The following is a 2,538-nucleotide window of genomic DNA, read 5'->3' as shown; positions in this document are numbered from 1 at the left end:
TATGTCGAATCTGTCGATGAATATGTGACAACCAGACTATTTAGCGATGTGCTTCCCGGCATTCCCTTCCTTCTACAGGATGAGGAAAGCGGTGTCATTATGTTCGGCGAGGATAGTGGAGCAACTCACGTTCCAGGGTTATCGCTGAAATACGGTTCCGATCTGGCTTATTCCGTCACACAAATACCCGGCGTAGCGCATGTTGAACTGGATGAAAATGGAAACGTTTTGCGTTGGGTTGACGATTCCGGTGAGACTCATGACGCCTCACCGGGTAGTGGTGCAGAACCTACGCCCGTTGCGGTATCTTCACCGGTTATTTCTCCCCAGGTCTATGACAATGCCCTGGTGAGTGAGATTGGCTATAACCAGTGGATCAATAACGTCGCTGTGAAGTTCGGGCGGGATTATTTTTTCAGTGGCGTTCGGCTGGGGACGACCGGGCCTGAGCGAATCCTGGGAAGCCTGGCTATCTGCCGCCGACAGGGTGAGCGTGGAAAATTTGGGTGCTATGAATTTGGCCCTCGCGCTGCTGTTTTGGGCGATACGGCATCAACGGACGACCATGATGCACCGTCGATTTTGCTCGATACGCGCGCCGGTGCTGAAGTTCCCATACAGATTTTTCAGTCTGATCACTCCGGGGCGAATGTCTGGCTTCGGAAGTGGTCATCGCAGACGTTAGATCCTGCGAATATTTCCGGGCCAGAGGTGGTATCTGACACGTCAAATATGACCTATGCCCAGTCCTACAGAAACCCATTTAATCAGAATGAGATTCTGGTATTTGCCCGCCGGGGATCTACGAATTCGGCGCGCTGGGTCGCACATCACTCAACAGACAACGGTAGGACTTGGCAATCCAATGCATTTATCGGCGGTTCCGATTTGTATATTACCACTTGCCAGAGTGTGGACGGGAACGCCATTCATCTCGCGATCCAACAGCATCCACGTTCGACCGACACGCGCGTGTTATATATGAAAATAAAATGGAGTGATAAATCCCTTATCAATTATAGTGGAATCACAGCGCTGCCTGATATTATGACTTATGGATATATTGATCCCTTCTTAAATGGCATCCCTGATGTAGTCTTTGAAGCCTCTTTACCAACCAACACAAAACGGTTGTTTGAAGTCAAGGATGATGGAGTATCGATATTATTTCTTATCGCTGAATTCAATGCATCCAACTATTCTTATCGACGAATGAAAATGTCACAATTTTCTGGAGGGACACCTGTAATACATGATATAGGCGACTGCGGTTCTCCAATGAATAATGATGATGCGACGTTTTATGTGCCAGGCGGCACTATCATTTCTGCAACTGATGTTCTCGTTTGTAACTGGGTGAAAATTCCCGCCCTTGGTCAGTTAACCCGATATGTCTATGACGGTTCTGCCTGGAATGGGACCCTGCTGGACGAGGTTAAAGATGGCCGGAAAATCTGTAGGCCTCTGGTTTTCCGAGAATACTATCAGGACAATGGCATCCTGAAATACCATGACACAAATACTGTCGTCTACTTGCGAGGGACATATAACGCCTATCGTGATTTCGATTTAGATGCTGTATTAATAAATATCTGAGGTTCACATGACATCAATTATTAAAATGCGCGGTGCTGTGTTGGCAACCCCTGTGCTAACACTGAATGATATTCCGTTCTCACGTCAGAAATGTATTAACTGGCTGGGAGCTGACAGCGTGACAATTTCAGAGTATGGGGTTGAATCAATCAATGATTACCAGAATGGTCAGGTTTATCCATCCATTGATACAGCAGCCAGAACACGTGTTTGTAAGCAGGATACAGAAAACGGAATTAATGTGCTGACCTTCAGCCCGGAAAACTTTCCGGTGAACACCATTAATGCCTACCGGATTCTTAACCCTCAACAGTTTAATGCAAAAGACGCACTGTCTTTCGCAATGCTTATCAAAGCCGAAGCAAGTGATTACACGTCAGGATACAGGGCTATTTTTCATATCGGTATGAATAATAATGCAGGATCTAACGTACCAATGATCCGCCTGCAATTCACCAGTGATACTGCGTTCGGAATTGTGGCGCGGCACTCCTCGCCTGAAGAGACGGCAGAACAGATAGGTATCAATGGGCTTAATACAGGATACAATGTATTATTCGTTGAACTCGATTATGTTAACAGGCGTATCAGGACCAAACTTAATGACGCGCCGATAGTAACACGAACAGCATTCCCGGGGTCCAGCGGGCAGAATGTTGTATCTGCGTCAGCTGTGGTTGGTTTGGCTGGATACCTTTCGGCATCAGGGCAGGCAGGAAGAACAACGATGTTCTCCGGTAAGGTGAGGGAAATGAGTATTTTTTCTGGTCCTCTGTCAGATGCAGAAATTATGTCTGTTACTGACTGGTTGCTGGGTAAAAGGGAAATACTGAATACGTAACACAGAACATCACTGGCAGCAGGAGGCAATAGCGGCTATCACCTCGATAGCCGCATATCACATTCAACTAAAACGTGTGCGATTACAGGAGTAATCCATAG

Annotated in this window: 2 protein-coding genes; both read left to right on the top strand. The window is 46.8% G+C overall.

Going from position 1 to position 2,538, the window contains the following annotated elements:
- Positions 1 to 1,596, top strand: a 1,596-nt coding sequence (locus tag ACQUTI_RS26230) for a flagellar biosynthesis protein (protein ID WP_428923425.1), incomplete at its 5' end; no start/stop codon positions are given.
- A gap of 7 nt (positions 1,597 to 1,603) precedes the next feature.
- On the top strand, positions 1,604 to 2,437 hold the full coding sequence (locus tag ACQUTI_RS26225) for a hypothetical protein (protein ID WP_227660761.1): 834 nt from the start codon (positions 1,604 to 1,606) through the stop codon (positions 2,435 to 2,437).
- The last annotated feature ends 101 nt before the right edge of the window (positions 2,438 to 2,538 follow it).

It is taken from the genome of Klebsiella sp. 7-CIP_Kleb., from assembly GCF_050378655.1.
GTDB lineage: Bacteria > Pseudomonadota > Gammaproteobacteria > Enterobacterales > Enterobacteriaceae > Klebsiella > Klebsiella quasipneumoniae.
The sequence above is the reverse complement of the archived record's forward strand: the minus strand, read 5'-3'. Positions and strand labels throughout refer to the sequence as shown.

Excerpts from the sequence above, each read along its gene's own strand:
- ACQUTI_RS26225 (WP_227660761.1), top strand. The coding sequence starts at position 1,604 with ATGACATCAATTATTAAAATGCGCGGTGCTGTGTTGGCAACCCCTGTG.